Origin of the sequence: Jannaschia sp. 2305UL9-9 (genome assembly GCF_041403465.1) — a bacterium.
GTDB lineage: Bacteria > Pseudomonadota > Alphaproteobacteria > Rhodobacterales > Rhodobacteraceae > Jannaschia.
Window position 1 is genome coordinate 206000 of record NZ_JBGEHM010000001.1, and the last position, 26935, is coordinate 232934.

Genomic DNA, 26935 nt, shown 5'->3' on the forward strand with positions numbered 1-26935 from the left:
CCTAGGGCCAGTTCGATGGCGCGCCCGGCCCGCCATCATGCCCCGTGTCCGGGCGTGTGACCATCGGCTGTCATCGCGGCGCATTCCTCGGCAATACGGCGGATCCCTTCGGGAATTTCGGCGCGATCGATGGAGGAATAGGCAAGGCGATAGTGTGTCCCCGGATCATCGCCCGGATCGAAGAAGGGGCCCGCAGGTTCGATCAGGACTTGCCGCTGCCGCAGGCGCCGGGCCAGCTCGTCTGCGCGCACGCCCGGCGGCGTCGCCATCCAGAAGGACGATCCGCCGCCGCAGTTGGACCCCGCGACCGGCATGCCATGTTCGCGCAGGGCCGTTTCGGTGATGTGCCGCCGGTCGCGATAGGCGCGTGACATCTTGTGGACCTGCGCGTCGTAATGCCCCTGGGCCAGGAAATAGGACGCGGCACGTTGGATGTGGCCAGGCACATGGCGCACGACCAGCGATCGCAGGGTGCGGGCCTCGCGGATCAGGGGAGCGGGCGCCACGATGTAGCCGAGCCGGAGGCCGGGAAACAGCGATTTGGCGAAGCTGCCGACATAGATCACGCGCCCCGACCGGTCGAGCGATTTCAGCGCGGGGGACGGCGGGGCCGCGAAGGACAATTCGAATTCGTAGTCATCTTCGACGATCAGGAAATCGCCCCTGTCCGCCTGTTCCAGCAGGGCCCGCCGCCGTGTCGTCGGCATCGTCACCGAGGTCGGGCAATGGTGCGACGGGGTGACGAACAGCACATCCGTTTCCGCCGGGACCCGATCAGGGTCGAGACCCAGTGAATCGACCGGCACCGACAGGGTGTTGCACCGCGATTGGTACAGGATCTCGCGCAGCGCGGGATAGCAGGGGTATTCCATCACCGCGGTGCGCCGCTGTGTCAGAAGGATCTGCGCTACCATCCACAGGGCGTTCTGCGCCCCCATCGTGACCAGAACCTCGTCCGGTGCGGCGACGATCCCCCGGCGCGGCAGGATCAGGCGAATGATCTGCTCGACAAGGGCCGGGTCATCCCGGCCGTAGCTGTCTGCCGTCAGGGTCTCGAAATCGCGCGCGCCCAAGGCCTGAAGCGCGCATTTGCGCCAGTTCTGATGATCGAACAGGCGTGGGTCCGTCTGACCGTAGATGAAGGGAAAGCGATAGCGCCGCCAATCCTGTGGACGATTGAGGACCGGACCGGTCGGAAACCGCTGTCCGATCGCGCGGGACCAGTCGACCTGACCTTCAGTCGCGGTGTGATCGGTCGCGGCAAGGGCAGGGGGGCGCGGGGCGGTGTCGGACACGAAATAGCCGGATCGTCCCCGCGCGCTGACGTAGTCGTTTGCCACGAGCTCGGTATAGGCCAATGTCACCGTGATCCGACTGATGCCGAGATGCCGCGCAAGGCCGCGCGAGGACGGAAGCTTGTCGCCCGGGCGAAACCGACCTGCGAGGATCCCGCCGGTCACGATCTCCTGCAACTGGCGTTGCAGCGTGCCCTGGTAGCGGGGGTCCAGGATGAAGGTCTCGACAGCGATCGGCATGTCTGGACCTATAGTCGTCGTTGGCTGGACTTAGAAGAGGGGGCGGCCCCGTCTCAGTCGTCGCGCATCCGCCACAGAAGGAACAGCGTCCCGAAGGGCGAAAAGGCGATCGCGAAATAGAGCCAGACAAGCGCCTGCGTCCCGGCGTGCAACGTCAGGAACACGTTGCCGGCAGCCTGCCGGTCGAACAGGATCACGGCAAGCAGAAGGGCGGTGGCCGCGACGATGCCGATCATCACGCTGCTCAGGAACAATCGTGCGATGTTGAAGCTCATGGGCGTCAAGATAGGGCCGCACGCGCGCCTGGCAAATGCGGCCCCCCGGTGTGTTGCGCGATCAGCCGAAGACCCGGCCCAAGGCGCCGTCGACGGCCGCGATGATCTCGTCGATGTCGTCCTTCGTGGCGATCAGCGCCGGGCTGAAGCACAGGGTGTTGTTGTAGCCGGGGACGGAGCGGTTGGTCGCCCCGATGATGACGCCCTGCGCCATGCAGTCGGCGACGACGGCCTGCACCTTCTTTTCGTCGGCGGGTTCGCGGCTGTCGCGGTCCTGCACCAGTTCGGCCCCGAGGAAGAGGCCCTTGCCGCGCGCCTCGCCGATCACGCTGTGCTTGTCGGCCAGCGCCCAGAGTTGGTCGAGCATGTAGTCGCCCTGTGTCGTGCAGTTTTCCAGCAGGCCCTCGCGCTCGATGATGGCCATGTTGGCGACGGCGGCGGCGGGACCGGCGGTGCAGCCCCCGAAGGTGGAGATGTCGCGGAAATAATGCAGCGGATCGTCGGGCGCGTCCTTGAACATCTCGAAGACCTTTTCGGACGTCACGCAGCACGAGATCGCGGCATAGCCCGAGGCGACGCCCTTGGCCATGGTCACGAAATCGGGCTTCACGCCATAGTGCTGATACCCGAACCATGTGCCGGTGCGCCCGACGCCGCAGACGACCTCGTCGATATGCAGCAGGATGTCGTATTTCTCGACGATTTCCTGAACACGCTGCCAGTATCCGGCAGGGGGCGGGATCACGCCGCCGCCTGCGGTGACGGGCTCAAGGCACAGGGCACCGATGGTGTCGGGGCCTTCGCGCAGGATCACCTCCTCGATCGCATTGGCCGCCGCGATGCCATAGTCCTCACCGGACAGGCCGCGGCCATGCTCCTGCTCGAAGGCGCGGTATTCGAGGCAGTGGGGGACGGACACGAAATCCGGCGTGAAGGGGCCGTATTGCGCGTTGCGGTGCTCCTGTCCGCCTGCCGACAGGCAGGCGATGGTGGTGCCGTGGTAATCGCGGTGGCGATAGAGGATCTTGGACTTCTTGCCGCCGTGGTGCCGGTGCGAGATCTGGCGCACCATCTTGAAGGCCTTCTCGTTCGCCTCGGACCCGGAGTTGGCATAGTAGACGCGCGACAGCCCCGGCATCTTGGCGATCAACCGTTCCGCGAATCGCGATCCGGGGATCGATCCGGCGGATTGGGCGAAGTAATTCATCTTGACCAGCTGGTCGCGCACCGCATCCGCGATCTCGACGCGGCCATAGCCGACGTTGACCGTCCAGACGCCGCCCGAGACGGCATCGAGGTGTTCCTTGCCCTTCTGGTCCCAGACACGCATCCCCTTGCCTTCGACGATGATGCGGGGGTCGTTGGTTTCCAACGGCTTGTGCGGCAGCAGGTGATGCCAGACGTGGGCGCGGTCCGCCTCGACGATGGCGGACATGTCGTTTGGGGTCAGGGTATCCATGAACAACTCCGAAGGGTGGGGCGGGATCGGGCGGCAAGGCGCGCGCGGTTCCTGCGTGGCCGATATGAGTGGATTTGCCCACCATTGGTCAAGAGCGGATAGGGCCAGCGGCGGCGCGGCGCTAAGTCCAGATGGGCCGCGCTGTTGCGACCTGCGATCCGCCGCTCCTATGGTTCGGGGTGCCTGAGCCTTTGCCGTCCCCGTAAAAGGACCCCACCGTGACCGTAGCCCTGAACCCTACAGTCGGTTGCCGCTTGTCGGCCGGGTCGCGTGGAATCGGACGGGCCTTTGACGCGCAGCTGTCGGAAGCGTCCTGCACCCACAGCGGGTCAATGCCAAGGGGCGTTGCGGAATTGATGCTTTTTCAGGCAGCATATGGGCCAAGATGTCACATTCGCGGGCATATGCATAGAATTCAGGCCATCGATACGGACCGCAGATTGCGGGCGCGGTGGCCTGTCAGGTTGATGGCGCTAACGGCTCTGCCGCAGGTGCCTCATCCGGGCGGGTTTCGGCCCGACCCCCTCCCCGTCGCAGAACGGGGGCAACAATGGCACGAGTTCAATCGCGCCGATCCTCAACATGGAGTTTACGCACAATGCTGAAGAAAACACTCGCCTCGACGGTTGCGGCCGTGACGATGCTTTCGGGTCAGGCGGTTCTCGCCGACGCCCACCTCGAAGAAATCACGGTTGCCTACTTCCTCGAATGGCCGATGCCGTTCCAGTTCGCCAAGGTGAACGGCACCTACGAGGAAGAGATGGGCGTCGCGATCAACTGGGTCGCCTTCGACACCGGCACCGCGATGTCCGCCGCCATGGCTTCGGGTGACGTGCAGATCTCGGTCAGCCAAGGCATCCCGCCCTTCGTCGTCGCCGCCTCCGCCGGTCAGGACATCAAGGTCGTCGACGTGGCCGTGTCCTATTCGGAAAACGACAACTGCGTCGTTGCCGAAGCGCTGGAGATCGACAAGGATTCGGCCTCCGAACTGGCGGGCAAGCGCGTCGCCGTTCCGATCGGCACCGCCGCGCACTATGGCTTCCTGAGCCAGATGAACCACTTCGGCGTCGATGTCGGCTCCATGGAAGTGGTCGACATGGCCCCCGCCGAAGGCGCGGCCGCGCTGGCACAGGGCAGCCTCGACATGGCCTGTGGCTGGGGCGGTGCGCTGCGCCGCATGAAGGAGCATGGCAACGTCCTGCTGACCGGTGCTGAAAAGGAAGATCTGGGCATCCTTGTGTTCGACGCCACGACCGTTCCCGCCAATTTCGCCGCCGAGGAGCCCGAGCTTCTGGCCGCCTTCCTCAAGGTGACGGCCGACGCCAACGCCATGTGGAACGCGGGCGGCGCCGACGCCGAGGCCATGTTGCCGGTCATCGCGCAGGATGCGGGCATGGACGTCGAGGCCACCAAGGCCACGATCGACACCTTCGTCTTCCCCTCGGTCGAAGAGCAGCTGAGCGCCAAATGGCTCGACGGTGGCGCAGCGACCTTCATGGGCGGCGTGGCCGAGGTCTTCGTCGGTGCGGGGTCCATCCCGTCCGCCCTCGACAGCTATGAGGGAACGGTTGACGCCGGACCGCTGTCGGCTGCGTCCAGCATGTGATCAGCCCCCTTTCGGGGACACCGCCCGGGGCAGGTTCGCCTTGCCCCGGGCGCGATAGATACAATCAGACTACAACTTACGGGGGGTCCAGGGATGACCGGACTATCCATCGAGAACGTCTCGATGCGCTTCGACCTGCCGAATGGCAGCTTTGTCCAGGCGCTCCAGAATGTCTCGCTCGACCTGAAGGCGGGGGAGTTGATGTCGGTGCTCGGCCCCTCGGGCTGTGGCAAGACAACGCTTCTGAATATCGTCGCGGGCTTCCTCGCACCGACCGAAGGCCAGATCGTCCTGAACGACCACAAGGTCATCGGCCCTTCTGCCGAACGCGGCATGGTGTTCCAGCAGGGCGCGCTGTTCGAATGGATGTCGGTGCGCGAGAACGTCGAATTCGGCCCCCGCATGAAGGGCGTCCCGGTCGCGGAGCGGCGCGAGGGGGCGGACCACCTGTTGGATATCACCGGGCTTGGCGCCTTCAAGGACAAGGCGATCTACGAACTGTCGGGCGGGATGCAGCAGCGCGTGGCCCTTGCCCGTTGCCTCGCCAATGACCCCGACGTGATCCTGATGGACGAGCCGCTGGGCGCGCTCGATGCGCTGACCCGCGAAAAGATGCAGGGTCTTGTCCTGAAGCTCTGGAAAGAGACCGGCAAGACGATCATCCTGATCACCCACTCGGTCGAGGAAGCCCTGCTTCTGGGTGAACGCCTGATCGTGATGGCCCCGCGCCCCGGCCGGATCCACCGCGAATATCGCCTGCCGTTCGCCGAAGCCGGCGTCAACATGGACCTGCGCGAGGTCAAGAAGGACCCCGAGTTCGGCCGCACGCGGGAAGAGATCCTCTCCATGATCTGGGAGATGGAAGAAGAAATCATGGGCCGGACGGAGAACGCGTGACATGACCGGAATCGTCCTGCTGGCCCTTTACGTGGCCCTGTTCATCGCCGCCATGCTGATCGTGGGCCTCGTGTCCCGCCGAACGCAGCGCAAGGATTTCACCTCGCTCAAGACCGTGACCTTCGGAGACGAGAGCGCGGTGCGTCCCAACCGGGCCGCCTCCGTCATCTCGGTCGTGGTGATCTTCCTGCTGTGGGGGGCCTTCACCGGGTCGGTCATCACGCCGATCCATGTGCCCGGTCCCTTTACCGGCGAAAGCGGCTTTACCTACACGGCGCAGAACGCCACCGGTCAGACCGATGATGCCGAGGTGCGGTTCATCGTGCATCCCCTCGGCGAGGAGCCTGAGACGCCGATCGTCGCGCCGGGCGACGGCTTTGCCAAGAACGATGCCGGTGTCATCGCGACCTATCGGTCCGACCTGTTCCGCGTGATGGCCAACGACGAAGGCGACGACCTGACCGTGATCGCCGTCAACGGACAACCGATCGCGGCGGGTGAGACGGTCGACTTTGGCGATGGCGAGGTGACGATGACGCGGCGCGGGTCGCTGAACGTGACACCGTCGACCGGCTTTCAGATGGAATCGATCTGGCTGCCTGCCCCGGAGGAGGTCGCAGGCGCGTTCTTCGACATCCTGACGAACGGGTATCAGAACTTCGGCTTGCACGAACATCTCGGCTGGTCCCTGATCCGGGTGCTCGCGGGGTTCGTCCTCGGGTCCATCGTGGGGATCCCGCTGGGCTATGCGATGGGTCTGTCGGGATGGTTCCGGGGCTGGTTCGATCCGATCGTGGAATTCATGCGCCCGGTGCCACCCCTTGCGCTGATCCCGCTGGTGATCATCTGGTTCGGCATCTGGGAAAGCGGCAAGATCGTCCTGCTGTTCCTGGCTGCACTATGGATCATGGCGATTGCCGCACGGGCGGGTGTTTCGGGCGTGAACATCACCAAGGTGCACGCGGCCTATTCGCTGGGCGCCTCCAAGACGCAGATCCTGCGCCATGTCATCATCCCCAACAGCCTGCCGGAAATCTTTACCGGCGCCCGCGTCGCGATGGGCGTCTGCTGGGGCACGGTCGTCGCGGCCGAGCTTGTGGCCGCGCAGAAGGGCGCGGGCATGATGATCATCGCTGCGTCCAAGTTCCAGCTGACGCAGATCGTTCTGATGGGGATCATCCTGATCGGCATCATCGGCTATGGCATCGACATCCTGATGCGCAAGGCCGAGGATTTCCTCGTCCCGTGGAAGGGGCGCAGCTAAGTCGCGGGACGATCACGACTATTGCCAAACGCGCGCCGGGAAACCGGCGCGCGTTTTCGTATCGGCGGTCACGGGGCACCGTCGAAGGCGCGTGGTTCGGGGATTGCCCCCCTGTTTCAGGGGATCGAACGGCGGTGAAGGTGGCGGCCGCGATGCCTTCCTCTTGACCGATCGCGTTCGGCGTGGGCCACTGAGCCCAGTGGTCAGACGCATGGCACGGGGGGACCGATGAACAGCCAGGCAACCTTTCGGATGGGGCCCGCCCTCGGCACGGCGATCGCGATGGTGCTGGCGGCGATCGCCGCCGTTCTCGTGACATGGGCCGCCCTTTCGCAGCCGTGGCTCGGTCTCGACAAGGTCATCGGCGGTGAGGGGCCCGGCATAGCGATTACCGGCACGGCCCCGACCGGTCCGGCCGCAGGCGTCGATGGCACACGCCTTCTGTCGATCGAAGGCGCCGACGGCACGCAGCTGACGCTCAGCGCGCAGGACGCGCTGGAAGAACCGGATGTCCTGCCCACGCATGCCGCGATGGCCGCGCTGTTTGCGCATCAGGGGCAGATCCACGACATGCTGACCGGCGGACCGGTTACCCTGCGCACCGATGCCGGCGAGTTTGTGGTCACGCCACGCGACAGCAGACCGTTTGGCAGCCTGCCGCTGATCTTCTGGATACAGGTTTTCGTCGGCATGGCACCGATCGTGCTTGGCGGCTGGGTCGTCAGTCTGCGCCCCCGCGATCCGGCGGCGTGGCTGTTTGCCATGGCGGGTCTGGGCCTTGCCCTGTCTGCGATGACGGCGGCGTGGTATTCGACGCGCGATCTTGCGGTGCCGGAGGCGGGGTTCGCCGCCGCGTCGCATGTCAACATGTTCGGGTCGCTGCTGTTCGGGGCCTGCATGACCTCCATGCTCTGGAGCTACCCGAGGCGTTTGTTGCCGGGGTGGACGATCTATCTGCCGCTGGCGGTGTTCTTCCTGTGGTACCTGGGCAACCCGCTGGGCCTTTGGTCGGGGCGGGCAACCGGGGCACATCTTGGCACGGCGGTCGAGATGGCCTGCATGACGCTGGGCCTGCTGGCACAGATCTGGGCGGCGCGAAAACAGCCCAAGGACCGTGGCATCGCGTTGTGGTTCGGTGCTTCGATCCTGCTCGGGTGCGGCGGCTTCATCGCCCTGATGGCGATACCGGGGGCGCTGGGCTATCCTGCGGCCCTGCGGCAGGGGCACGCCTTTCTGCTGTTCCTGTTCGTCTATGTCGGGCTGGCCATCGGCGTGGCGCGCTATCGCATGTTCGACTTGGGCGACTGGTCTTTCCGGCTGTTCTACTACGCGGGCGGCGTTGCCTTGCTGTTCGCGGTCGATGCCGCCCTCATCTCGGCCATGTCGCTGGAGGCCGTGTCGGCATTCAGCGCGTCACTCCTGCTCGTGGTGGTGCTGTATCTGCCGTTGCGCGATCAGCTTGCCAGCCTGCTGCGCAAGCGCAGGCGCGTGCCCGACCTGAGCGATGCGGTCGTCGCGGTGGCCCTTGCGACGAACGCGGATCAGCGCAGCGAACGGTTCGATGACATGCTGACCGATGCCTTCGCCCCGCTGGCCATCGACCTTGCCCCCGCTGCCGTCGACAGGCCCGTTCTGGTGGACGAAGGGGCGGCGATGGATCTGCCGGGGCCGGGGGGGCTGGCCGCGCGCCGCCTGCACTGGACGCGGGGCGGGCATCGTCTCTATGCGCCCGACGATGTCGCGCGGGCGACGCGTCTGCTTGCGGCGATCGAGCGGTTCGACAAGCTGGCCCTTGCCCGTGACCGCGCGGTCGAGGAGGAGCGGGCGCGCATCGACCGGGATGTGCACGACAACATCGGCGTGCAGCTGCTCGGCGCGCTGCATTCCGACAACACGGAACGCAAGAACGCCCTGATCAGACAGACCCTGACCGATCTGCGCAACATCGTGGCCAATACCAAGGTCGATGACGCGCCCCTGCGCGATGTCGTGGCAGACCTGCGTGGCGAGATCGGATCGCTCTACGATGCAGCGGGCATAGGGTTGAACTGGACGACCGGCACGTTGCCGCAGATGACCATCAGCGCCAGCATGGCCGCGACCCTGCGCGCCGTCCTGCGCGAAGCGACGGGCAATGCCCTGCGGCACAGCGGGGCCGAACGGGTGGCCGTTGTCGTCGAGGGCACGACCGCGGGCCTTTCCGTGACGGTCGAGGACGACGGTTCCGGCATCAGCGCGGCAGCCGTCCGCGGGAATGGGCTTGATAACCTGACCCTGCGCGCGGCGGCCATCGGGGGCATCTTCGACATCAGGTCGACCACCCGGGGCACGCATCTGTCGGCCTATCTGCCATTCGACGCGGCGCCTGCGCTGCCTTTGGCGGGGGAATGATCGCATGCGCAACGCCCTGATCGTCGAGGATATTGCCGAAACGCGCCTGTGGTTGGGCGGGCTGATCGCCAATGCGTGGCAGGGGTGCCAGATCCTCGATGCCTCCAACCTCGCGACGGCGCGCAAGATGCTGGACCGCCCTCTGGACCTTGCGATCATCGACCTGAACCTGCCCGACGGCAGCGGTCTGGACCTGCTACGACAGATCAAGCGGGACAGGGGGGGCGTTCTGTGCGTCGTCACGACCGTCATGGCCGACGACGCGACCGTGGTATCGGCGCTGTCCGCCGGGGCGGATGGATATCTGCTCAAGGAAAATCCGGCCGGGGTTCTGACGCGGCAGCTGCGACAGCTCAGCCACGGGATGCCCGCCCTGTCGCCGTCCATCGCGCGCCGGATCATGGATCATTTTCGCCTGACCGGCCCGGTCGAGGTCGAGGCGCGCCTGACGGATCGGGAGCGGGAGGTCCTGGCCCTGATCGGGCGCGGTCTGCGCACCGCCGAGGTCGCGACCGAGCTTGGTCTGGCCGAAACCACGGTCGCCGGATACATCAAGGCCGTCTATCGCAAGCTTGGTATCTCCAGCAGGGCCGAAGCCTCGTGGCACGCCACCCGGATGGGCCTGCGCCTCGAGGAATAGACCCGCTTCGGCGCGGGGCGGTCAGGTGCTGCGACGGTTGCGGCGCAGGGTCAGCCAGACAAGCGCCCCGCCAGCAAGGAACAGGAACGGCGCCATCGCGAAGTTCACCGCATTCCAACCCGACACCGCATCCGCAGCCGACCCCATCAGTCCGCCCGAGGACAGCGACGCAAGCGTCACCATGCCGAACACCAGGGCGTCGTTCAAACCTTGGATGGTTCCGCGTTCCTCCATCGAATGACTGGACGTCAGAAGGGTCGTGGCGCCGATGAACCCGAAGTTCCAGCCAAGGCCCAGCAGGATGAGAGCGATATAGAAATACGGCAGGTCGGTTCCCGACAGCGCGACGATGCCCGCCGCGGCCAGCATCGCAAGGCCTGTGGCGATGATCCGGGTGGTTCCGAAGCGCACGATCAGGTGCCCGGTGAAAAAACTGGGCGCATACATCGCGATGACGTGGAAGGTGACGATGTTGGACGCATCCGACACCCCGAAACCGCATCCGACGACCGCAAGGGGGGTGGAGGTCATCACGAGGTTCATCAGCGCATAGCTGACCATGGCGCAGATGATCGCCACAAGGATCGCGGGCGAGCGCAGCAGCTCTGCCCGGCTGCGGCCCTTGGGGGCATCCTGCGCGGGTTTTGCAGGTGTCGGAATATCCAGCAGGAAGAACAGCCAGACCCCGACCGCATTCAGCCCGAGAACCGCGCCATAGGTGGCAAGAAAGGGGATGATCGTCGCCGTTTCGGTTCCAGTCACCACGAAGCGCGCAACGAAGGCCGACACGAGGCCGCCTGCCATGACATAGCTGATCGCCTTGGGGCGGAAGGCATCGCTGGCCGTATCCGTCGCGGCGAACCGGTAGAAGCCCAGCGTCGACATGAAGATGCCGGTCAGGTAGGCGCCGACGAGGAACAGCCCGAAACTGCCCCACAAGAGGGCCAGCATCGAGATTCCGGCCCCGAGGGCCCCGGCCAATGCGCCCAGCACGAAACCGAACCGCCGTCCGCGCGCCTGCATCAGGGGGCTGATCCACGGTGCTGTGGTCATCGAGCCGAACACGATCAGCGAGATGGGCAGCGTCGCCAGCAAGGCAGATGGCGCCAGCGTCAGGCCGATCAGCCCCGCAACGGTGAAGTTGATCGGCAATTGCGCCCCGAGAAGGGCCTGCGCGACGACGAGGACGAGGACATTGCGTTTCGCACGGGCGTCGTCGGGCGGTGTGTTGATGCTGGTGACGGTCATGCGACGGGCTTACGCCCCCCGCCGGCCCCGCGTCCAGTGTGTGATTGTCACGCTACAATCCGCCGGTGGCATCCCGCGGGGCGATCAGATGGGCGAAAGACCCCGCTGCCTGTCCCATGCGCAGACCCATCGCGGGCAGGGGCGCATCCTCGGCGTCCGTGGCGGTGAACAGGGGCGGGCCATCCGCGAGCAAGGTCGTGGCATAGTGGAACTCGTGCCCGCGCCACGCCCCCGGCATCGGGCCGCCCTCTGCGACCAGTTGGCGATAGCCGAGGTGCAGCTTGCGGCTGGCAAAGGACGTCTCCAATCTCAGAAGGCCCGCCATGGCGTGGCGCTGTCCATCCGCATCGATCAGCCCGTCGCCCATCACCATGTAGCCACCGCATTCGCCATAGACGGCGCGGTCCTTCAGGGACGCAAGAAAGACCGCGCTGCCCGCGATCCGCCCGGCATGCAGTTCGGGGTATCCCCCCGGCAGGATCACCAGATCGGCGTCGGGCGCCGGCTCGTCACCGAGCGGAGAGAAGGTCACGATCTCGGCCCCCGCCGCGCGCCAGCCATCGAGCAGATGGGGATAGGCAAAATCGAAGGCCGCATCCTGCGCCAGCGCAATCCGCTGCGCCGGGGGGGGCAGGGGCGCGCGCGGTACGGCGGGCAGGGCGCGGGCCAATCCCGTCAGGGCATCGAGGTCGATGCTGCGCGCCATGACGGTCGCTGCGTGGGCGAGAAACGCCTCCAACGTCGGGTGTTCCCGCGCCTGCACGAGGCCAAGGTGCCGCGACGGCGTGGACAGGGCCGGATCGCGCGGCACCGCGCCAAGGACTGGCAGGGGACAGGCGGCGCGCAGCATCGCCTCGTGCCGCGCACTTCCGACACGGTTTAGGATGACGCCCGCGACCTGCACATCGGGATCGTGATGCGCAAAACCCGCCACGAGGGGGCCGATGCTCTGCGCCATGCGTGCCGCATCCACCACGAGGACCACGGGCAGGTTCATCTGGCGCGCAAGATCCGCGACCGCCCCCCGCCCGTCGGGCGGCGCGCCGTCGAAGAGGCCCATCGCCCCCTCGATCAGCATCAGGTCCGACGTGGCGGCAAGGCCCGCGATCATCGGCGCGCCCATCGCCCAGGCGTCGAGGTTGACGCAGGGCGCGCCACTGGCCGCCTCGTGAAAGCGGGGGTCGATGTAGTCCGGTCCGGATTTCGCGCCCCGAACCGCATGCCCGGCATCGCGCAATGCGCGCAGAAGGCCCAGGGTTATCGTGGTCTTGCCGCTGCCCGATGCCGGGGCGGCGAGGATCAGGCCCGGCATTCGGACGGGCCGCGTCGCATGGCCCGGTGGTGACAGGCCGAAAGACGCATCACGCGCTTTCGGCCGGACGCGCCCGGCCAAGCGGGTCGAGGTTGCGCGGAGCCTCTCCCCCGGCCATCGCCTGCCAGTCGAGGGCCTGGCGCAGATTGACGGCCTGACCGATGCAGATGATGGCAGGTGGCTCCAACCCGGCGGCCTGGATATCCGCCTCGACCGTCGCGAGGGTCGTCTCCACCGTGCGTTGATCGGCAAGGGTCGCCGTGGTGGTGACAGCCACGGGTTCCGATGAGCTGCGCCCCGCATCGATCAGGCGCGCGGCGATCTGGCCGATATGCTTCATGCCCATGTAGATCACGATGACCTGCGATCCCATGGCGATACCCGCCCAATCGAGCGCCGTGGGCGCGGCGCCCGTGTGGTCATGGCCCGTGACGAACGTCACCGACTGGTTCACATCGCGGTGCGTCACCGGGATGCCCGCATAGGCAAGACCCGCGATACCCGCCGTGATACCCGGCACGATGCGGATGGGCACGCCGTGCTGCACGAGGGTCTGTGCCTCCTCTCCTCCGCGTCCGAATACGAAAGGATCGCCCCCCTTCAGGCGTAAAACGCGCTTTCCCTGTCGCGCCAGATCGACGAGGCGCAGCGAAATGTCGCGCTGCTTGGCGGAAGGTTTTCCCCCGCGCTTGCCGGCGTATTCCTTTTCGGCCTGTGGGGCCCAGTCGAGGATGCCGTCCCCGACCAGCGCATCATAGACGATCACGTCCGCCTGACGCAGGGCGTTCAGGCCATGCAACGTCAGAAGGCCGGGATCACCCGGTCCGGCACCGCACAGCCAGACCCAGCCGCGTTGGAGTTCCGGCCAGTCATGAGGGGGAAGGGAGTCTGTCATCCCCCTTCGTTACTGTGGACGCGCGGGCAGGGGAAGGTGGCGCGCGACATGGCGAGGGCCATTGGCGGCACGCGGGTCCCGTGGCATGCAGGGCGTCATGAGCGAGACGCCACCCCTTCGCCGTGGCTGGACCACGGGGGCCTGCGCCACCGCCGCGACCCGCGCGGCGGTCGAGGGGTTGTGGACGGGGCGTGTGCCGCAGGTGGTGACGATCACCCTGCCACGCGGGCAGAGACCCGATTTCGCCATTGCCGATGCTGCCACGGGCAAGGGCTGGGCCGAGGCGGCGGTGATAAAGGACGCAGGCGACGACCCGGACGTCACGCACGGCGCGGAAATCCGCGTGCGGGTCAAAGCATCGACCGGGGGTGTGGTGTTCCGCGCGGGTGAAGGTGTCGGCATGGTGACCAAGCCGGGCCTGCCGATCGCGGTGGGGGAGCCCGCCATAAACCCGGTGCCCCGCCTGATGATGGACGGTGCGGTGGCCGAGGCAGCCGGTCTGTTCGGTCGCACACCGGACGTGGAGATCACCGTCAGCATCGCGGGCGGTGCCGAGATTGCGAAACGCACGTGGAACCCGCGCCTTGGGATCGAAGGGGGCTTGTCGATCCTTGGCACCACGGGGATCGTCCGGCCATTCAGCTGCGCGGCATGGATCGCATCGATCCACCGTGGCGTCGACGTGGCGCGGGCCGATGGCCTGCGCCACGTCGCCGGCTGCACTGGTGCCACCAGCGAACGGGTGGTGCAGGCCCTGCACGACCTGCCGGATCACGCCATGCTGGACATGGGCGATTTCGCGGGTGGGATGCTCAAGTATCTTGCCCGTCACCCCATCGACCGGGTCACCGTCGGCGGGGGTATCGGCAAGCTGGCGAAGCTGGCGCAGGGCGCGATGGACCTGCACTCGGGTCGGTCGCAGGTGGATTTTGCGTGGCTGTCCGATCTTGCGGGGCAGGATCTGACCGACTGCAACACCGCCTTGCAGGCCGTGACCCGTGCCCCGGCGCTTGCTCCCGCCATCGCCCTCAAGGCGCAGGGCCGCGTTGCCGCGATGATCGACGCCCGGGTCGACGTGGTCGTCATCGACCGCGCCGGCATGATCCTTGCCCATGCGAGGTAAGGTCCTGATCCTTGCCGGAACGGCCGAGGCGCGGGCCGTCTGCGCCGCCGTGTCAGACAGGAACGTGGTGGCATCCCTGGCCGGCAATACCCGGCGCCCCGTCGATCTCGGCGTGCCGATGCGCGCGGGGGGCTTTGGCGGTGCGGATGGCTTTCGCGCCGCATTGGCGCAATGCGCCGCCGTTCTGGATGCGACCCATCCGTTTGCCGCCCATATGTCGGAACGGACCGCCCGCCTGTGCCGGCAGGCGGGCGTTCCACACCTGCGGTTGACGCGCCCGGCGTGGCAGGGGCGGCCCGGCTGGATCCACCATGGAACGGCCGATTCCGTGGCCGTCGCCCTGCCCTACGACGCACGCGTCTTTCTGGCGGTGGGACCGGGGTCGGTCGCGCCGTTTCTGTCCGGTGGGGCACGCCTGTGGTGTCGCCGCATCGACCCGGCGGCGAACCTGCCCGGTCTGTCGTGGATCGTCGGGCGCCCGCAGAACACCCCCGAGACAGAGGCCGCCCTGTTTCGGGACCTGCGCATCACCCATCTGGTCACGAAGAATTCCGGCGGACATGACGCCAAGCTGGATGCCGCCGACCAACTGGGCCTGATCGTGCACATGATCGACAGGCCGCCTGCCGTGGAAGGACGGGAAACCCATGACATTGCAAAGGCCATCGCCTTCGTCCGCGAACACGCCGCCCCCGGGCCGGATCATTCACGGGGATGAAGACGTCGCGGAAGGGGCGGCATGGCTGGCCGCGCGGGATCCGCGTTTTGCCCATGCGCTGACGCTGACCGGGCCGCTGCCCCTGCGTCGGCGCGATGACGGGTTCGGCGCGCTGTTTGCCGCGATCGTGGGGCAGCAGGTCTCCGTCGCGTCGGCCCGCGCAATTCTGGGCAGGTGCGAGGCGGCGGGGCTGCATGCGCCGGACGGCACGGCCTGCGCGACGGAGGAGGAGATGCGCGCCTGCGGCCTGTCGCGGCAGAAGATACGCTATGCCAAGGCACTGGCCGAGGCGGACATAGATTACGTTGCCCTGCGAACGGCCCCGACGGACGAAGTCGTTACCACCCTGACCGCCGTCCCCGGAATCGGAACATGGACGGCCGAGATCTATGCGATGTTCAGCCTTGGCCATGCGGATGTCTTCGCCCACGGCGATCTTGCCCTGCAGGAAGGCGCGCGCATGCTGTTCGGTCTGGATGCACGCCCGAAAGAACGCGCCATGCGCACGATGGCGGCGGACTGGTCGCCGTGGCGGGCGGTTGCGGCGCGGCTTTTGTGGGCCTACTACGCCGTGGAGAAACAGCGGGAGGGCACCCTATGAGCCTTAACTACGAGCGGCGCGGGCCGGACACGGCAAAACGGCTGGTCGTGTTCCTGCACGGATATGGCGCGAATGCCGCCGACCTGATCGGTCTGGCCGACCCTCTGATGCCACATATGCCCGACACGGCCTTCGTTGCCCCCGACGCGCCCGAGAATTGCCTTGGCGCGCCCGGTGGGTTCCAGTGGTTTCCGATCCCGTGGATCGATGGCTCCTCGGAAGAGGAATCGATGGCCGGAATGGACCGCGCCGTCGATGACCTGACAGCTTTCTTGCAAGAAACCATGGACCGAGAGGGCCTGACGGCGGCCGACACGGTCCTGTACGGGTTCAGCCAGGGCACGATGATGGCGCTGCACGTTGGTCCCCGGCGCGACGATGCCCTGGCCGGGATCGTTGGTTTTTCCGGCCGGATGCTCAAGCCCGACACCTTGGCGGAGGAAGCCCGGTCCAAGCCGCCGGTCCTGCTGGTGCACGGCGACGAGGATGAGGTCGTACCGGTGCAAAGCCTGCCCGAAGCCGCCGAAGCAATGGAAGCCGCCGGTTTCGAGCGTGTCTATGCCCATATCATGAAGGGCACGGGACATGGCATCGCGCCTGACGGATTGCAGGTGTCGCTGGCCTTCTTGCGGGATGTCTTCGGTCTGGATTGATCGGCATGCCTGCGGCGTGACAGATGCCTTGCCGGGCGGTTCAGGCCGCCCGTCCGCCACATTTCCCGGACTGGTCTTCGACTGTCGAAAACCTGTTACAGGGGTGCGCTAATCCGACGCTGTATTTGGATACTTGTCTGGGGATGCTCCCCATATATAGTCCACAGCGAGAGGGCCGCGCGCCCGAGGGCCGGGCGGGTCGCTCTCCGATCAGGGAAGCGAGTGCATGACCGCCTTGACTGAACAGAAGACACAGGAATTCCGAACCGATTTCACGCGGGAGCCTGCGGGTCTGCGGCATTTCCCGGCCCTTGTGCTCAATGCCGATTACCGCCCGCTCAGCTACTATCCGCTGTCTCTCTGGCCGTGGCAGGACGCGGTGAAGGCCGCGTTCCTCGACCGGGTCGATATCGTCAGCGAATACGACGAGGTGGTGCGATCCCCCACCACCACCATCCGCATTCCGTCAGTCGTCGTTCTGAAGGATTACGTCGCGCCGCAAAAGAAGGTCGCGTTCACGCGCTTCAACCTGTTCCTGCGCGACGAGTTCAGCTGTCAGTACTGCGGCTCCAAGGGGGATCTGACGTTCGACCATGTCGTGCCACGGGCATCGGGCGGCATCACCAGCTGGGAAAACGTCGTCGCGGCCTGCGGATCGTGCAACCTGCGCAAGGGGTCACGTTCCTTGCGGCAGGTTGGGTATCATCTGCGCAAACCGCCGCGTCAGCCCGCCGCATCCGAGTTGATGAACACCGGCCGCAAGTTCCCGCCGAACCACCTGCACGACAGCTGGATGGATTTCCTGTACTGGGACGCCGAACTGGAGGCGTGACGCCCGTCGCGCCGCGCGCGCGTCGCAGCCCCCGCAAGGGGACGGGGGTGTCCGCCGCGGCACGCCCCTCATGAGACCTTATATGGCCCTGAGCGCTAGACGAGGTCGGGCGCGGCGCCCAGGCGTTTGGCGAGGCCTGCAACGGTCAATCCCTGCACGATGATCGAGAACAGGACGACCATGTAGGTGGCCGTCAGCATCAGCGGCTTCCATTCGTTTTCCGGCAACGCCAGGACCAGGGCGACCGAAATGCCCCCCTTCAGTCCGCCCCACGTCATGATGCGGGTAATGCCGTTTTCGAGGTTGGTATCAAAGGGCCGCAACAGGAACACCGGCACGACGACAGCCGAAAAACGCGCCAAAAGGTGCAGGACGATCGCGCCGAGACCCGCAAGCAGAAAGCTTGCCTCGAAGGCGATGGCGAACACCTCGATCCCGATCAGCAGGAAGAGGATGGCATTCAGGATTTCGTCGATCAGGGTCCAGAAGGTATCGACATGTGCGCGCGTCTCGTCGGACATCCCGTATTTCGATCCGACGTCACCGATCAGAAGGCCCGCGACCACGGCCATGATGGGCGCCGATACATGCAGCCAGACGGCAAGCTGGTAGCCACCGAAGGCCAGCGCGAGGGTTATCAGAACCTCGAGCGGCGGATCGTCGATACGGCGCATCACGCGGAACGCCCCGAACCCGAGGACCGCGCCAAGGGCCGCCCCGCCGAACGCCTCCTGTGCGAACAGCAGGGCCGCACCCGACAGGCCCGTGCCGTGCGCGTCACCGGTCGGAAAGGCAATCCCGACGAGGACAAGGAACACGACGTATCCCACACCATCGTTGAACAGCGATTCGCCCGCGATCTTGGTTTCCAGCGACTTCGGCAGGTTCGCGGCCCGCAACACGCCCAGCACCGCGACCGGGTCCGTGGGCGAGATCAGCGCGCCGAAAACCAGCGCGATCAACAGCGGCGCGCCGGTGATCCAGCTGAACCCGACACCCGCGATGGCTGTCGACAGGCCGACGCCGATCGTCGCCATCAACAGCACCAGCAGCCATTCGCGCTTCAGGTCCGCGACCTTGACGTGCAGGGCGCCCGCAAACAGCAGCAAGCCCAGCATGCCTTCCAGAAGGGCCTCCGAAAACTCGATGTCGAGGACGAGGGCGCGCAGTTCCTCCTCGATGGTGAGGGCGGGAAATACCCAGTCGGTGGCGATCACCCCGAAACTTGCGACCAAGGCCACGATCAGGATGCCGATGGCGGACGGGAGTTTCAGGAACAGGTAGTTGATCGCCCCGAACGCCGCGGCGGCGACCAGCAGCAGGGATGCAAGGCCAAGAATGTTCATGCGGTAATATCCTGTCGTGGAATGTCGAAACCGGGTGGGGCCAGTTCGAACCCGTCAAAGCGAAACCCGGGCGATACCGTGCAACTGACAAGGGACCAGTCCCCGGTGCTGCGGGCGGCCTGCCAGTGACCGGCCTCGACCACCGCCTGAAATGTCAGGTCGCGCCCAAGCGTGACGTCATGGGCGGGGCCATCGTCGGTCGCGCTGCGCGACAGGGTCAGGGGCGCCCCCGCATGCCACAGCCAGATTTCGGCGGCATCGACGCGGTGCCAATGGCTGACCTCACCTGCACGCAACAGAAAGTGGATCGCCGTTCCGGCGGGCCGAACGCCCGGGGCCGCGTCGGCTACCCATGTCTGGCGATACCAGCCGCCTTCGGGGTGCGGCGACAGGTCGAGGGCAGAGATGATGTCATCGGCTGTCATGTCGGCTCCGTCGTCTTTCCGTCACGCCACAGGATGTACAGGCCGGTCGCGATTGTCACGGCGATCCCGGCAAGGGCGAGGCCATTCGGCCAATCGCCGAACACCAGAAGGCCGATGATCGCGGCGACCGGGATTTCCAGATACTGCATCGGCGCGAGCGTGGATGCGGGGGCATGGCGCAGGGACCACGTCATCAACAGGTGCGCCGTCGTCCCCAGAAAGCCCATGGCCAGAAGCGAGGGGAGGGCGTTTCCAATGGGTGCGAGGTCGGTCAGCCCGCTGCGCGGCAGGATGGCATAGGCCACCCCAAGCCCGACAATCGCCATCACGCCGGAGGATGCCTGCATCGCGATGGGGTCCGCCTCGCGGGCGATGCGCCGCGTCACGAGGATGAACACCGCGAACACGACGGCCACACCCAAAGGATACAGCACGGCCCAGCCGACGGCGGCGAAGGATGGCTGCATCACCATCAACGTGCCCAGAAAACCGATCCCGCATGCCGACAGACGCCGGGGGCCGACCTCCTCCTTCAAGACGATATGGCCCAGCAACAGCAGGATGAACGGCATGACGAATGCGATGGCGATGGCATCGGCCAGCGGCAGATAGGTCAGCCCCGTCGTCATCAGCCAGATGCCCGCGATCTGCAGCACGGTGCGCAGGGCCGTCAGGCGCCAGCCCAGTACCGTCATGCGAAAGCTGCGCCGGGTCAGCACCACCAGCGCCGTCAGAACCACGCCCTGAATGATAAAACGGACCCAGACCAGCTGCAGCACGGGAAAATCCATCGCGAGGATCTTGCCGAAAGCATCGCTCATCGGGGCGAGGGTGCAAAACCCCAGCATCAGCAGCATGCCCAGCGCAGGGCGATCCGCCCCCGTGATCGGGGTTGCCACCCTCATGCCAGCCGCCGGTGGCATGCGACCCGGACGTGCCGGCACGACCGGGTCGTGCGATGGGACTTACGCAAACGCGTCGGCTGCGTGGTTCGACCGCAGGCCGATGGCACGACCGTCATTCCGCTGCTCTGATCGAACTGCGCTGTGCTCATGGTGAAAGCGCCCCGCAGTCGCCGGATTGTTGGGTATGGAGACCGGTGGCGACGCCCGAGGCGGCACCACCGGTCAGGTCGATCACCCGCGCAGGATGGAACGACCGGCATAGATTGCCGTCTCGCCCAAGGCTTCCTCGATGCGGATCAACTGGTTGTATTTGGCCAGCCGGTCCGACCGCGCCAGCGACCCGGTCTTGATCTGGCCGCAGTTGGTGGCCACGGCGAGGTCGGCAATGGTCGCGTCCTCGGTCTCGCCCGAGCGGTGGGACATCACGCAGGTCATGCGGTTGCGGTGGGCAAGGCTGACTGCCTCCAGCGTCTCGGACAGGGTGCCGATCTGGTTGACCTTGACCAGCAGGGAGTTGCCGGCGCCCTTTTCGATGCCGTCCGCCAGACGTGCGGGGTTGGTCACGAACAGGTCGTCGCCGACCAGCTGAACCTTGCCGCCCAAAGCTTCGGTCAGGGCGACCCAGCCGTCCCAGTCATCTTCGGACATGCCGTCCTCGATCGACAGGATCGGATAGTCGCGCACGAGGGCCGCGAGGTAGTCGACGTTCTCGTCCGAGGACAGTTTCTTGCCCTCGCCCGACAGGTCGTAGACGCCGTTCTTGTAATATTCCGTCGCCGCGCAATCGAGGGCGAGGAAGATATCCTCACCCGGCTGATAACCGGCCTTCTCGATCGATTTCAGAACGAAATCCAGCGCGTCGCGGGTCGAAGACAGGTTCGGCGCAAAGCCACCTTCGTCGCCGATGCCCGTGGACAGACCCGCGGCCGACAATTCGCCCTTGAGGGTGTGGAACACTTCGGAGCCCATGCGCACGGCTTCGGCGATGCTGGTGGCGGACACCGGCATGATCATGAATTCCTGAATGTCGATCGGGTTGTCGGCGTGTTCGCCGCCGTTGATGATGTTCATCATCGGCACCGGCAGAACGCGGGCCGAGGTGCCGCCGACGTAGCGATAGAGGGGCAGGGCGCTGGCGTCCGCGGCGGCCTTGGCCACGGCCATCGACACGCCGAGGATGGCGTTGGCCCCAAGACGGCCCTTGTTGTCGGTGCCGTCGAGTTCGATCATCGCGCCGTCGATGGCCTCCTGCTCGGTCGCGTCGAAGCCTGCGATGGCATCCGCGATCTCGCCGTTGACGGCCTCGACCGCCTGCAGCACGCCCTTGCCCTTGTAGCGGGACTTGTCGCCATCGCGCTTTTCGACCGCCTCATAGGCACCCGTGGATGCGCCCGAGGGGACCGCCGCGCGGCCCATCGTGCCGTCTTCCAGAAACACGTCGACCTCGACCGTGGGGTTGCCCCGGCTGTCGAGGATCTCACGGGCATGAATATCGGTGATGGTGAACATCTGGAAGCCTCCGGGGGTCGGATGATAAAGTCAGTTGCCCTGTAACGCGTGGCGTTTCGCTTTGGAAGCCGCGCGGTGCACCTTGGCCTCGCGCAGGAGAGTGAAAACACCGGCGCCGATCACGATGGCCACCCCGACGAGCGTCCAGAAATCGGGCGACTCCCCGAAAAAGACGGTCGCGACGATCAGGGCGAACATCATGCGGCTATAGCGAAACGAAGAGACGATCGCCATGTCACCCATTCGCGTGGCGGCAACGATGATGACGTATCCGATCATTCCGACCGCAACGCACAATCCAAGAATGCCGATCTGCGACAGGTTCGGCGCGATGACGGGCAGACCCTGAACCCCTTGAAGCAGAAGGCCCACGGGCACCAGCGATGCGAAGGCAAGGAACGACAGGCGCAGGCCGGACATCGTGGCGGGGACCGCGCGGGTCGACAGATCGCGCCCCGCAAGTCCCAGCATGCCGCAGACGGCCAGAAGGGTCGTCGCCTCGAACCCTTCGCCTGTCGGGCGCAGGATGACCAGCACGCCGGCGAAACCGACCGCGATGGCCGCCCAGCGACGCCAACGCACCTGCGCGCCGAAGAACAGGACGGATCCCAGCGCCACCAGAAGCGGCGTGGCCTGAATGACGGCCGAGGCCAGCGCCAAAGGCACTACCGCCAGCGCGGAGACGAAGAACAGGGTGCCGATGGCCTCGAACCCCGTGCGCGCCATGATCGGACGGGTCAGATAGGCGGATGTCCAGAGCGTCTGCCCAGTCGCGCGAAGGTATGCGGCAAAGGCCAGCGTTCCGCCGAGGCCCAGCATCCAGACGATCTGCGCGGGAACGAAACTGTTCGACAGGCCCTTGATCAGCGCGTCTTCAACCGCGAATGCGGCCATCGCCAGGGTCATGAACAGGGCGCCGCGGATCGTGTCGGTCATTGCGCGCGGGTTTCGTGAAGAACGGCGATGACCGCGGGCGCGCCGCACCCGTCAGCATGTCGAGTTGGTCGGGTGTCAGCGGCTTGCCCAGTGCCAGGCCGCAATGACCGCGCCGCGACCACCGCACCTCCGCCTCCAACGTCAGGTTGAGGGCCCGCAAGCCGACGATCGCCTCCTCCGGCAGGCCAGCCTTGAAGAAGATCTTCATCCCGTATCGCGAGACGTCGAGTATCTTTGCTGTCGTTTCGGACCCGTCGTAGCAGACGGTGATCTGCATCGTGGATCGGAATCGTTCGGGGCGGTCTGTCATCGCGGTCCTCGCTGACGTCTGCGACGACACCTAGCGCGACAACAGTTAAGGGTTCGTTCAAGTGCGTGCCGCGACCGAAGGAATGCGTCACGTCTTGCGCACCGCGAACAGTTCCAGCCTGTGACCCTTGAGGGTATAGCCCAGCCTTTCGGCGATCTTTTCCTGCAGGGCCTCGATCTCCGCGTCGACGAACTCGATGACCTCCCCGGTCTGGACGTCGATCAGGTGATCGTGATGCTCGCGCTCGGCGTCTTCCCAACGGGCGCGGCCGTCGCCGAATTCACGGCGTTCCAGAATGCCGGATTCCTCGAACAGGTTGACCGTGCGATACACCGTCGCCAACGAGATCGACGCGTCGAGCGCGACGGCACGGGCATGGATCGTCTCCACGTCCGGGTGGTCGGTCGCCTCCTCCAACACCTGAGCGATGATGCGGCGCGGGGCCGTCAGGCGCAGGCCATTCGCCTCGCAACGTTCCAGGATCGTGGGTGTCATGCCGCCTCTCTAGCGGCGCGGACGCGGCGCGTCCATCAGGTGCCGCAGAATGTCCGTGTTACCGCCTGTTCAGGCGTGGCCGGCGCGCGATAGGCGGCGTTGTCCGTCGTTTCGTGCCACGGGTCCTGCAATACCTCGGTCAGCTTGCGGAACGGCGCGAAATCACCGGCGTATCCGGCCTGGATCGCCTCCTCCACGCGGTGGTTGCGGGGGATGATGGCGGGATTGGCGGTCTGCATGACGCCCGCGTCGGGTGCCGCGGCCAGCCACCGCGCGTGCCAATCCTTCATGCGCGGGTTGTCCGCCAGACCGGCCGGAATGGTATCCGGTGCCGTGGTCAGCGCGCGAAAGGTGTTGGTGAAATCCGCCTCGACCTCGGACATGATGTCGAGCAATTCCATCCCGAGGCGGACATCCCCGACGCCGATCTTGGCCGAGATCACATCGGCCCATTCTGCGGCATAGAGGTCGCGAAACCCGTCCAGAACCTCGGTCGCCTCTTCCACGGCAGCCTCGCGCGGGCCCATCAGGGGCAGCAGGGCCGTGGCCAGCTGCGCAAGGTTCCAAAGCGCGATGTCAGGCTGATTCTGCCATGCGTAGCGCCCCTGCGTATCGATCGAACTGAACACGCGGGCGGGGTGATACCCTTCTTGAAAGGCGCAGGGACCGTAGTCGATCGTCTCGCCGGAAATGGTCATGTTGTCGGTGTTCATCACCCCGTGAATGAACCCGAGGCCCATCCAACGTGCGACAAGGCGGGCCTGCGCGGCCATCACGTGGCGCAAAAGGCCCATCGGCCCTTCGGCGTCGGGGGCATGGCGGGCAATCGCATGATCCAGAAGCTGGCGCAGCGCGTCTTCATCCTCGCGCGCGGCAAAGACCTGAAAGGTGCCGACCCGGATGTGGGATGCTGCAACCCGCGTCAGCACCGCACCGGGCCGCGGCCCCTCCTGTCGCAGGACCGTATCACCGGTCAGGGTCACGGCCAGCGCGCGGGTCGTCGGCACCCCAAGCGCATGCATCGCCTCCGACAGGATATATTCGCGCAGGACGGGCCCGAGGGCTGCGCGCCCATCCCCCATGCGCGAATAGGGCGTCGGGCCGGAGCCCTTGAGTTGCACGTCCCAGCGTTGTCCGGCGACGACATGTTCGCCCAGCAGGATGGCCCGCCCATCCCCGAGCTGCGGCGACCAGCCGCCGAACTGATGCCCGGCATAAAGCTGTGCGAGGGGGGCTGCCCCGTCCGGGATCCGGTTGCCCGCGAACACATCCGCGCCATCGCGCAGCAGGGCGGCATCCACGCCCATCTCGGCCGCCAATGCGTCGTTCAGGATGACAAGCTGCGGGTCGGAGACGGGCGTCGGCGCCATCGCCGTATAGAACCGGTCGGGCAGGCGCGCATAGCTGTTGTCGAAGGTGAACATGCGTCTTCCTCTGGCCACAAATACCGCGGGGTCCGGGGCTGGCCCCGGCCTAGCCCAGTCGCGCCAGACGTTCGGTCAGCAGGGCAAAGAACCCGTCCGCATCCACGTCCCCGATGAACAGCGCATTTGCCGGACGGTCCGTGACGCGCCACCAATCCGCAACGGTCATGCCGCGTGTCAGGGGGCTGTCGACCTCGATCTCGACGTTCACGTCGCGGCCGGAAAAGAGATTCGGGTCGATCAGCCAGGCAATCACGCAGGGGTCATGCAGCGGGGCGCCCGCACTGCCGTATTTTTCCTTGTCGAACCGTTCGAAGAAATCGGTCCAGGCCGCGACCATGCGCCCGACCTCGGTGCCAAGATCGCGGAACGCCTGAACCCGTTCGGCCGTCGTCAACGCCTTGTGCGTCACGTCCAGCGGGTGCACGACCAGCGGAACGCCCGCGGCGAAGACCTCCTTCGCGGCCTCCGGGTCGACGTATATATTGAATTCGGCGGCTGGCGTTATGTTGCCGACCTCGAAATAGGCACCGCCCATCAGGACGATCCGCTGCACCCGCTCGATGATGTCGGGGGCACGGCGAAAGGCGACGGCGATATTCGTCAGCGGCCCAAGCGGGCAGAGCGTGACGGTGCCTGCCTCTTCGCGGCGCAGCGTATCGATGATGAAGTCGACGGCGTGGGCGTCCTGCAACGGCATCGTCGGATCGGCCATCTGTGGCCCGTCGAGGCCGGTCTTGCCGTGGACGTGTTCGGCTGTGACAAGGGTGCGCGCTATGGGGCGGTCACACCCGGCAAAGACCGGAATGTCGGGCCGTCCGGCCAGTTCGCAAACGATGCGCGCATTGCGGGCGGTCAGGTCGAGCGGAACATTGCCGGCCACGGCGGTGACGCCGAGAACCTCCAGCTCGGGCGAGGCGAGCGCGAGAAGGATCGCGACGGCGTCGTCCTGACCGGGGTCGGTATCGATGATGATTTTCTGTGTCATGGGGGTACAGCACACGGGTCGGAGGGAATTGTCCAGCATGACCCGTGTGCCGATTTCGGTCCGCGCCGAAAATACATCCGGCGCGGATCGGGCATCAGCCGTCGAAGTCGACTTCTTCGACCAGTTTCAGGGCGTCGGCACGATAGGATGCCACCTCGGTCAGGTCCGTCGTATCGGGCGTCAACGAGCCCCAGCCTGCCACGAGGTCGGAGGGCGCGGTGCCCGGCGCGACGGGATATTCGTGGACGACGTTTGCATAGATCTGCTGCGCCTCGGGCGAGGACAGGTATTCCATGAACGCCAGCGCCTCTTCCTCGTTGGATGCGCCCTGGGTCATGGCGACGCCGGAGATGTTGACGTGCGTGCCTTCGCCATCTTCGAAGGTCGGGAAGGCGATGCGCACCGAGTTGGCCCACTGCGACTGCTCCGGGTCGGCCAGCATGGCGCCCATGTAGTATGTGTTGCCCAGCGAGATGTCGCATTCGCCGGCCCAGATCGACTTAACCTGCGCGCGGTCATTGCCTTCGGGCGACTTGGCGAGGTTGGTCTTGACGCCCTCCAGCCACGTGCGGGTGTCGTCGATGCCGTTGTGGGCAATCATGGCCGAGACGAGGCCGATGGTGTAGACATGCGTGCCCGAGCGGGTGCAGATGCGACCGGCCCACTTCGGATCGGCCAGATCCTCGTAGGTGGTGATCTCGCCTTCGCCGACGCGTTCCTTGCTGGCATAGACGATGCGTGCACGGGTGGTCACGCCATACCAGTGGCCTTCATCGTCGCGCATCGCGTCGGGGATGTTCGCCTCCAGCACGTCGCTGGACACGGCCTGCGTCACGCCTGCGGCCTTTGCCTCGGCAAGGCGCGAGATATCGACGGTGAAGATCAGGTCCGCAGGGGAGCGGGGGCCTTCGGCAACCAGACGTTCGGTGATGCCATTGTCGATGTAGACGACGTTGGCGTTGTGGCCCGTTGCGGCCTCGAACCCATCGACCAGCGGCTGCATCAGCTCCGGCTGACGATAGGAGTAGACGTTGACTTCGCCCGCGAAAACGGGCGCGGCAATCGTCAGGGCGGTGGTTGCGAAAATGGCGGAACGAAGCATCGTGGCCTCCTTGCGTTAGGTTCGCGCCTGTATTCCCGAGTATTTT

At 66.0% G+C, this 26935-nt stretch carries 26 protein-coding genes; 10 read left to right on the plus strand and 16 right to left on the minus strand.

From position 1 onward, the window contains the following. Nucleotides 1-35 precede the first annotated feature (35 nt). The 3 genes from V6N07_RS01020 to V6N07_RS01030 form a co-directional block, all read right to left on the minus strand. The gene (locus tag V6N07_RS01020; RefSeq protein WP_371153364.1) at nucleotides 36-1535 is read right to left on the minus strand and encodes a PLP-dependent aminotransferase family protein; all 1500 of its coding nucleotides are present in this window, start codon (nucleotides 1533-1535) and stop codon (nucleotides 36-38) included. A 53-nt stretch (nucleotides 1536-1588) separates the two neighbouring features. Further along, the gene (locus V6N07_RS01025) at nucleotides 1589-1810 is read right to left on the minus strand and encodes a hypothetical protein (protein ID WP_371153366.1); all 222 of its coding nucleotides are present in this window, start codon (nucleotides 1808-1810) and stop codon (nucleotides 1589-1591) included. 61 nt (nucleotides 1811-1871) lie between these two features. Then, nucleotides 1872-3269 carry an aspartate aminotransferase family protein gene (locus V6N07_RS01030; RefSeq protein ID WP_371153367.1) on the minus strand — a complete coding sequence of 466 codons (1398 nt, stop codon included), beginning with the start codon at nucleotides 3267-3269 and terminating at the stop codon, nucleotides 1872-1874. Between the two features lie 598 nt (nucleotides 3270-3867). On the opposite strand from V6N07_RS01030, the gene V6N07_RS01035 reads away from it, so the two are divergent. The 5 genes from V6N07_RS01035 (at nucleotide 3868) to V6N07_RS01055 (ending at nucleotide 10067) form a co-directional block, all read left to right on the plus strand. Beyond that, nucleotides 3868-4875: an ABC transporter substrate-binding protein gene (locus V6N07_RS01035; protein ID WP_371153369.1), complete on the plus strand. Its 1008-nt coding sequence runs from the start codon at nucleotides 3868-3870 to the stop codon at nucleotides 4873-4875. A gap of 93 nt (nucleotides 4876-4968) precedes the next feature. Then, entirely contained in the window at nucleotides 4969-5772 is an 804-nt protein-coding gene (locus tag V6N07_RS01040) for a taurine ABC transporter ATP-binding protein (RefSeq protein ID WP_371153371.1), read from the plus strand. Nucleotides 5773-5782: 10 nt separating this feature from the next. After that, nucleotides 5783-7036 (plus strand): ABC transporter permease, encoded by a 1254-nt coding sequence (locus V6N07_RS01045; RefSeq protein ID WP_371155353.1) that lies wholly within the window; start codon nucleotides 5783-5785, stop codon nucleotides 7034-7036. Between the two features lie 228 nt (nucleotides 7037-7264). Continuing rightward, nucleotides 7265-9427, plus strand: coding sequence for a sensor histidine kinase (locus V6N07_RS01050; RefSeq protein WP_371153373.1), 2163 nt, complete (start codon nucleotides 7265-7267; stop codon nucleotides 9425-9427). A gap of 4 nt (nucleotides 9428-9431) precedes the next feature. Continuing rightward, nucleotides 9432-10067, plus strand: a complete 636-nt coding sequence (locus tag V6N07_RS01055) for a response regulator (RefSeq protein ID WP_371153375.1) — start codon at nucleotides 9432-9434, stop codon at nucleotides 10065-10067. Nucleotides 10068-10088: 21 nt separating this feature from the next. Here the strand turns inward: V6N07_RS01055 and V6N07_RS01060 are convergent, their stop codons facing one another. The 3 genes from V6N07_RS01060 to cobA are packed head-to-tail and all read right to left on the minus strand — an operon-like array spanning nucleotide 10089 to nucleotide 13522. Then, nucleotides 10089-11315 (minus strand): MFS transporter, encoded by a 1227-nt coding sequence (locus tag V6N07_RS01060; protein ID WP_371153377.1) that lies wholly within the window; start codon nucleotides 11313-11315, stop codon nucleotides 10089-10091. A 52-nt stretch (nucleotides 11316-11367) separates the two neighbouring features. Continuing rightward, complete coding sequence (locus V6N07_RS01065; protein WP_371153378.1) at nucleotides 11368-12627, minus strand: cobyrinate a,c-diamide synthase; 1260 nt, start codon at nucleotides 12625-12627, stop codon at nucleotides 11368-11370. Between the two features lie 49 nt (nucleotides 12628-12676). Further along, nucleotides 12677-13522, minus strand: coding sequence for a uroporphyrinogen-III C-methyltransferase (cobA, locus tag V6N07_RS01070; RefSeq protein ID WP_371153380.1), 846 nt, complete (start codon nucleotides 13520-13522; stop codon nucleotides 12677-12679). 97 nt (nucleotides 13523-13619) lie between these two features. On the opposite strand from cobA, the gene V6N07_RS01075 reads away from it, so the two are divergent. The 5 genes from V6N07_RS01075 (at nucleotide 13620) to V6N07_RS01095 (ending at nucleotide 17449) form a co-directional block, all read left to right on the plus strand. Further along, nucleotides 13620-14645, plus strand: a complete 1026-nt coding sequence (locus V6N07_RS01075; protein ID WP_371153381.1) for a cobalt-precorrin-5B (C(1))-methyltransferase — start codon at nucleotides 13620-13622, stop codon at nucleotides 14643-14645. After that, on the plus strand, nucleotides 14635-15363 hold the full coding sequence (locus V6N07_RS01080; protein ID WP_371153382.1) for a precorrin-6A/cobalt-precorrin-6A reductase: 729 nt from the start codon (nucleotides 14635-14637) through the stop codon (nucleotides 15361-15363). The genes V6N07_RS01075 and V6N07_RS01080 overlap by 11 nt, the downstream gene beginning before the upstream one ends. Beyond that, a complete protein-coding gene (locus V6N07_RS01085; RefSeq protein WP_371153384.1) occupies nucleotides 15293-15964 on the plus strand; it encodes a DNA-3-methyladenine glycosylase in 672 nt (223 codons plus the stop codon). The genes V6N07_RS01080 and V6N07_RS01085 overlap by 71 nt, the downstream gene beginning before the upstream one ends. After that, nucleotides 15961-16617: an alpha/beta hydrolase gene (locus V6N07_RS01090; protein WP_371153386.1), complete on the plus strand. Its 657-nt coding sequence runs from the start codon at nucleotides 15961-15963 to the stop codon at nucleotides 16615-16617. The genes V6N07_RS01085 and V6N07_RS01090 overlap by 4 nt, the downstream gene beginning before the upstream one ends. Before the next feature lie 226 nt (nucleotides 16618-16843). Next, the gene (locus tag V6N07_RS01095; RefSeq protein ID WP_371153388.1) at nucleotides 16844-17449 is read left to right on the plus strand and encodes an HNH endonuclease; all 606 of its coding nucleotides are present in this window, start codon (nucleotides 16844-16846) and stop codon (nucleotides 17447-17449) included. Nucleotides 17450-17544: 95 nt separating this feature from the next. Here the strand turns inward: V6N07_RS01095 and V6N07_RS01100 are convergent, their stop codons facing one another. The 10 genes from V6N07_RS01100 to V6N07_RS01145 form a co-directional block, all read right to left on the minus strand. Beyond that, nucleotides 17545-18795, minus strand: coding sequence for a cation:proton antiporter (locus tag V6N07_RS01100; RefSeq protein ID WP_371153389.1), 1251 nt, complete (start codon nucleotides 18793-18795; stop codon nucleotides 17545-17547). Beyond that, complete coding sequence (locus V6N07_RS01105) at nucleotides 18792-19220, minus strand: cupin domain-containing protein (protein WP_371153391.1); 429 nt, start codon at nucleotides 19218-19220, stop codon at nucleotides 18792-18794. Before V6N07_RS01105 ends, V6N07_RS01100 begins: the two co-directional genes overlap by 4 nt. Continuing rightward, nucleotides 19217-20125, minus strand: coding sequence for a DMT family transporter (locus V6N07_RS01110; protein WP_371153392.1), 909 nt, complete (start codon nucleotides 20123-20125; stop codon nucleotides 19217-19219). The genes V6N07_RS01105 and V6N07_RS01110 overlap by 4 nt, the downstream gene beginning before the upstream one ends. Nucleotides 20126-20356: 231 nt before the next feature. Continuing rightward, nucleotides 20357-21634 carry a phosphopyruvate hydratase gene (gene eno, locus V6N07_RS01115; protein WP_371153393.1) on the minus strand — a complete coding sequence of 426 codons (1278 nt, stop codon included), beginning with the start codon at nucleotides 21632-21634 and terminating at the stop codon, nucleotides 20357-20359. Nucleotides 21635-21664: 30 nt separating this feature from the next. Beyond that, complete coding sequence (locus V6N07_RS01120) at nucleotides 21665-22570, minus strand: DMT family transporter (RefSeq protein ID WP_371153394.1); 906 nt, start codon at nucleotides 22568-22570, stop codon at nucleotides 21665-21667. After that, nucleotides 22509-22880 carry a PilZ domain-containing protein gene (locus V6N07_RS01125; RefSeq protein WP_371153395.1) on the minus strand — a complete coding sequence of 124 codons (372 nt, stop codon included), beginning with the start codon at nucleotides 22878-22880 and terminating at the stop codon, nucleotides 22509-22511. The genes V6N07_RS01120 and V6N07_RS01125 overlap by 62 nt, the downstream gene beginning before the upstream one ends. 87 nt (nucleotides 22881-22967) lie before the next feature. After that, a complete protein-coding gene (locus tag V6N07_RS01130; RefSeq protein WP_371153396.1) occupies nucleotides 22968-23375 on the minus strand; it encodes a Fur family transcriptional regulator in 408 nt (135 codons plus the stop codon). A 35-nt stretch (nucleotides 23376-23410) separates the two neighbouring features. Further along, entirely contained in the window at nucleotides 23411-24799 is a 1389-nt protein-coding gene (locus V6N07_RS01135; protein WP_371153398.1) for a YdiU family protein, read from the minus strand. Nucleotides 24800-24848: 49 nt separating this feature from the next. Next, entirely contained in the window at nucleotides 24849-25787 is a 939-nt protein-coding gene (locus V6N07_RS01140) for a nucleoside hydrolase (RefSeq protein WP_371153400.1), read from the minus strand. Nucleotides 25788-25881: 94 nt separating this feature from the next. Beyond that, the gene (locus tag V6N07_RS01145; protein WP_371153401.1) at nucleotides 25882-26889 is read right to left on the minus strand and encodes an extracellular solute-binding protein; all 1008 of its coding nucleotides are present in this window, start codon (nucleotides 26887-26889) and stop codon (nucleotides 25882-25884) included. Between the last annotated feature and the right edge of the window lie 46 nt (nucleotides 26890-26935).

Bases quoted from the DNA above. Each gene is read 5' to 3' on its own strand.
- V6N07_RS01020 (WP_371153364.1), bottom strand. From the start codon at position 1,535: ATGCCGATCGCTGTCGAGACCTTCATCCTGGACCCCCGCTACCAGGGC.
- V6N07_RS01025 (WP_371153366.1), bottom strand. From the start codon at position 1,810: ATGAGCTTCAACATCGCACGATTGTTCCTGAGCAGCGTGATGATCGGC.
- V6N07_RS01030 (WP_371153367.1), bottom strand. From the start codon at position 3,269: ATGGATACCCTGACCCCAAACGACATGTCCGCCATCGTCGAGGCGGAC.
- V6N07_RS01035 (WP_371153369.1), top strand. From the start codon at position 3,868: ATGCTGAAGAAAACACTCGCCTCGACGGTTGCGGCCGTGACGATGCTT.
- V6N07_RS01040 (WP_371153371.1), top strand. From the start codon at position 4,969: ATGACCGGACTATCCATCGAGAACGTCTCGATGCGCTTCGACCTGCCG.
- V6N07_RS01050 (WP_371153373.1), top strand. From the start codon at position 7,265: ATGAACAGCCAGGCAACCTTTCGGATGGGGCCCGCCCTCGGCACGGCG.
- V6N07_RS01055 (WP_371153375.1), top strand. From the start codon at position 9,432: ATGCGCAACGCCCTGATCGTCGAGGATATTGCCGAAACGCGCCTGTGG.
- V6N07_RS01060 (WP_371153377.1), bottom strand. From the start codon at position 11,315: ATGACCGTCACCAGCATCAACACACCGCCCGACGACGCCCGTGCGAAA.
- V6N07_RS01065 (WP_371153378.1), bottom strand. From the start codon at position 12,627: ATGCCGGGCCTGATCCTCGCCGCCCCGGCATCGGGCAGCGGCAAGACC.
- cobA (WP_371153380.1), bottom strand. From the start codon at position 13,522: ATGACAGACTCCCTTCCCCCTCATGACTGGCCGGAACTCCAACGCGGC.
- V6N07_RS01075 (WP_371153381.1), top strand. From the start codon at position 13,620: ATGAGCGAGACGCCACCCCTTCGCCGTGGCTGGACCACGGGGGCCTGC.
- V6N07_RS01080 (WP_371153382.1), top strand. From the start codon at position 14,635: ATGCGAGGTAAGGTCCTGATCCTTGCCGGAACGGCCGAGGCGCGGGCC.
- V6N07_RS01085 (WP_371153384.1), top strand. From the start codon at position 15,293: ATGACATTGCAAAGGCCATCGCCTTCGTCCGCGAACACGCCGCCCCCG.
- V6N07_RS01090 (WP_371153386.1), top strand. From the start codon at position 15,961: ATGAGCCTTAACTACGAGCGGCGCGGGCCGGACACGGCAAAACGGCTG.
- V6N07_RS01095 (WP_371153388.1), top strand. From the start codon at position 16,844: ATGACCGCCTTGACTGAACAGAAGACACAGGAATTCCGAACCGATTTC.
- V6N07_RS01100 (WP_371153389.1), bottom strand. From the start codon at position 18,795: ATGAACATTCTTGGCCTTGCATCCCTGCTGCTGGTCGCCGCCGCGGCG.
- V6N07_RS01105 (WP_371153391.1), bottom strand. From the start codon at position 19,220: ATGACAGCCGATGACATCATCTCTGCCCTCGACCTGTCGCCGCACCCC.
- V6N07_RS01110 (WP_371153392.1), bottom strand. From the start codon at position 20,125: ATGAGGGTGGCAACCCCGATCACGGGGGCGGATCGCCCTGCGCTGGGC.
- eno (WP_371153393.1), bottom strand. From the start codon at position 21,634: ATGTTCACCATCACCGATATTCATGCCCGTGAGATCCTCGACAGCCGG.
- V6N07_RS01120 (WP_371153394.1), bottom strand. From the start codon at position 22,570: ATGACCGACACGATCCGCGGCGCCCTGTTCATGACCCTGGCGATGGCC.
- V6N07_RS01125 (WP_371153395.1), bottom strand. From the start codon at position 22,880: ATGACAGACCGCCCCGAACGATTCCGATCCACGATGCAGATCACCGTC.
- V6N07_RS01130 (WP_371153396.1), bottom strand. From the start codon at position 23,375: ATGACACCCACGATCCTGGAACGTTGCGAGGCGAATGGCCTGCGCCTG.
- V6N07_RS01135 (WP_371153398.1), bottom strand. From the start codon at position 24,799: ATGTTCACCTTCGACAACAGCTATGCGCGCCTGCCCGACCGGTTCTAT.
- V6N07_RS01140 (WP_371153400.1), bottom strand. From the start codon at position 25,787: ATGACACAGAAAATCATCATCGATACCGACCCCGGTCAGGACGACGCC.
- V6N07_RS01145 (WP_371153401.1), bottom strand. From the start codon at position 26,889: ATGCTTCGTTCCGCCATTTTCGCAACCACCGCCCTGACGATTGCCGCG.